Origin of the sequence: Archaeoglobus sp., from assembly GCF_017656475.1 — an archaeon.
Classification (GTDB): Archaea; Halobacteriota; Archaeoglobi; order Archaeoglobales; family Archaeoglobaceae; genus Archaeoglobus.
Map to the genome: position 1 here is coordinate 1 of NZ_JACDNT010000082.1, position 2,437 is coordinate 2,437.

Genomic DNA, 2,437 nt, shown 5'->3' on the forward strand with positions numbered 1-2,437 from the left:
ACCAGCCCGTGGGCGATTGTGAACTGGGTCGTGGAGCCGTCACCTGAGAAGGTTGCTGTTCCTTCACTCTGTAAATTACCTCCTTTAAATGATATAGACCCAACATTATTTAGATCAATAGCGGTTACGGTGAAAGGGCCTGTAAGCTGTGTATTGGTAAAATTGTACGTTCCACCTAAATTAGTGTTTTTAATACGGATTCCATAAGGAGTTGTAGGTGAGGTTTGATCGTCATACACATGGAGGTTTGTTACGGAGAGGTTTTCAACGTTTTCTACGTACAGACCTGCCTTATCGTAAACGTAGGTTGAACCATATATGTTTGTATTTTTGATAGTGATATTCGACAATACGGCGTGTTCTATTGTGTTGAGAACGACTCCATATTTGGAGTTATAAACATATATGTTGGATAGTTCAGCGTTTAAAGTGTATAGCACCTGAACACCACCAGTGAGGCTTACGTTAGATATCTGTACGGTATCAATTGTGTGACTGCTTGAATTTCCGACAGCTATTCCTTGATTTTTGCCGGTGGAAAATATATTATTCATGATTACTTTATCAATATCCCCAAAGCTTGATTCAAGGCTGATTGCTGCGTATGAGTTGTCTGAGAGATCTACAAATGCGAGATTTGAGAATATAAGTTTACCGGAAGAACCGGTAGTTAGCATAGCACCTCCCTGGGAATTTTCCTTCACAAAGATACAGTTTGTGAATATAGTAGCAGTGTCAGAATTGGTTTTCTGAGAGCCGGCAGCGTTGTCTGCTGCTGATGCAGTTCCTGCATCGTAAAAATATACCGAGTCAACTATTAGGTTTTCAACCTGTCCCCAGTATAATAAAAATTTATCAGATGTTCTTAGAAGCTGAAGATGGTGGAGGTAAACATTTTTAGTATTCGTTGCAAGGTTTATAGCGTAGTTGCTTGTATTGTTACAGTCAATTGTTAGATGTCCTATTTCTATATTTTCGGTTTCGCTTGAATCGTTTTTTACAAAACCACCGTTTATGATTTTTGTAGCACCGACACCAGCTCCGATGATTCTAATGTTGGAAAGATTACTGAGGGATACATTTTCACCATTAAAGTTGTATATACCACTTTTTAGATAAACAGTCCCTGATTCGAGCATTTCAAGGACAGAAGTTACTACATCACTCGCGTTTGGGTCTTTTGCAACAATTTCTCCGCTTTTACCGTCTTTTGCATATACGTTTTCGTCTATATCTTTAAAAATAATGTAATCTGCAGTGTTGTGTGGTTCTGAAATATCAAACTCATACTTATTTCCGAGTGAGTTGAACCTAAACAAGGTCCCGTCATAGTTCCGGTATTCAATTTTTCTCATCTTTCACCACCTCCTTCCCATACCAAACCAGCCAGTCCACCACGAGTGTTCTTCCGCGGCAGCTTCTTCATAGGTTTGTTTTTCGGGTTTATAAGTTTTTTGTCTGGTCAGAAGAAACAGCAGCAGAATAAATAGAAGAATCCAGAAGAGCTTTTTCATGACGCTACCTCCGTTGCTTCGATCTCCTTGCCGTAGCGGGTCTCCCTTATCCTCACAACCTGAAAGGTCTTAGTGACTTTGACGGGTACGAACTTTCCGGTCTCAGGGTCCTGCTGATACTCAGTGACTTCAAGCTGGAAGGTGTCTCCGACCTTAAGCTCGTTTGGGTTCATTCCCACCGCGTCACACCTCCTCAAGTATCGTCATGAGCCCGAAGGTCGTTGTGCCGCTGCTTGCCCACACATACATCGTCACGTACCAGCCCGGAGGGATGGTGATCGGCGGGTCGAAGTGCTTCTGTGCGAAGGTTGTTTCGTAGTAGGAGGTGATTTCCAGCTGTGCTTTAAAGATGACGGCCTGGAGGGTGTCGGTGTCGTCGTAGAGCTTTATTTCAATTTTACCGGCTGCGGGCGAGGAGCCTTCAAGCGATGCGACGCAGTCGAACAGGTATGCGTTTTTGGTCCCCGTGTTTGTGTAGGTCTTTGTGGTGGAGCTGTCGGTCACGGTGGCGGAGATGGGGACGAGGCCGTTTCCTGAGTAGTTCTTCTCTTTGAAGGAGAGTGTGTCTACCGTTACGGTGGCGCTGTCAATGCTTACGCTTGCGGTTCCGTTGACGTTTACGTCAAGTGTGGAGTTTGTAACGTTGATGTCCCAGACGGAGCTGGTTGCCTGCTCGACAACGATTGAGGAGTTCTGAATATCAACGGGGAGGACCGAGTTTGTTACGTTAACGTCCATGTATGAGTTCGTGATGTTAACATCAAGGGATGTGTTCTGAACGTCTACGGGGAGAGCCTCCTCCACTTTGAAGACGAGCTCGTGTGGCTTCAGGAAGGCGTTTGACAGGAGAACGGTTATGGGAGCAGTGGGGTTCGGGATGCTCCAGCTTATAACGGATATTCCGGAGGGAACGTTCTCGACGA

Annotated in this window: 4 protein-coding genes; all 4 read right to left on the minus strand. The window is 44.6% G+C overall.

All coding sequences use genetic code 11. The annotated features are described in order from the left end of the window. A partial coding sequence (locus H0Z19_RS11825) for a right-handed parallel beta-helix repeat-containing protein (RefSeq protein ID WP_290726880.1) occupies window positions 1-1,355 on the minus strand: 1,355 nt, incomplete at its 3' end. Window positions 1,356-1,358: 3 nt separating this feature from the next. Continuing rightward, window positions 1,359-1,514: a hypothetical protein gene (locus H0Z19_RS11830; RefSeq protein ID WP_290726882.1), complete on the minus strand. Its 156-nt coding sequence runs from the start codon at window positions 1,512-1,514 to the stop codon at window positions 1,359-1,361. Continuing rightward, on the minus strand, window positions 1,511-1,693 hold the full coding sequence (locus H0Z19_RS11835) for a hypothetical protein (protein ID WP_290726884.1): 183 nt from the start codon (window positions 1,691-1,693) through the stop codon (window positions 1,511-1,513). The genes H0Z19_RS11830 and H0Z19_RS11835 overlap by 4 nt, the downstream gene beginning before the upstream one ends. Before the next feature lie 4 nt (window positions 1,694-1,697). Beyond that, window positions 1,698-2,437 (minus strand): hypothetical protein (locus H0Z19_RS11840; protein WP_290726886.1); only part of this gene is annotated, 740 nt, incomplete at its 5' end.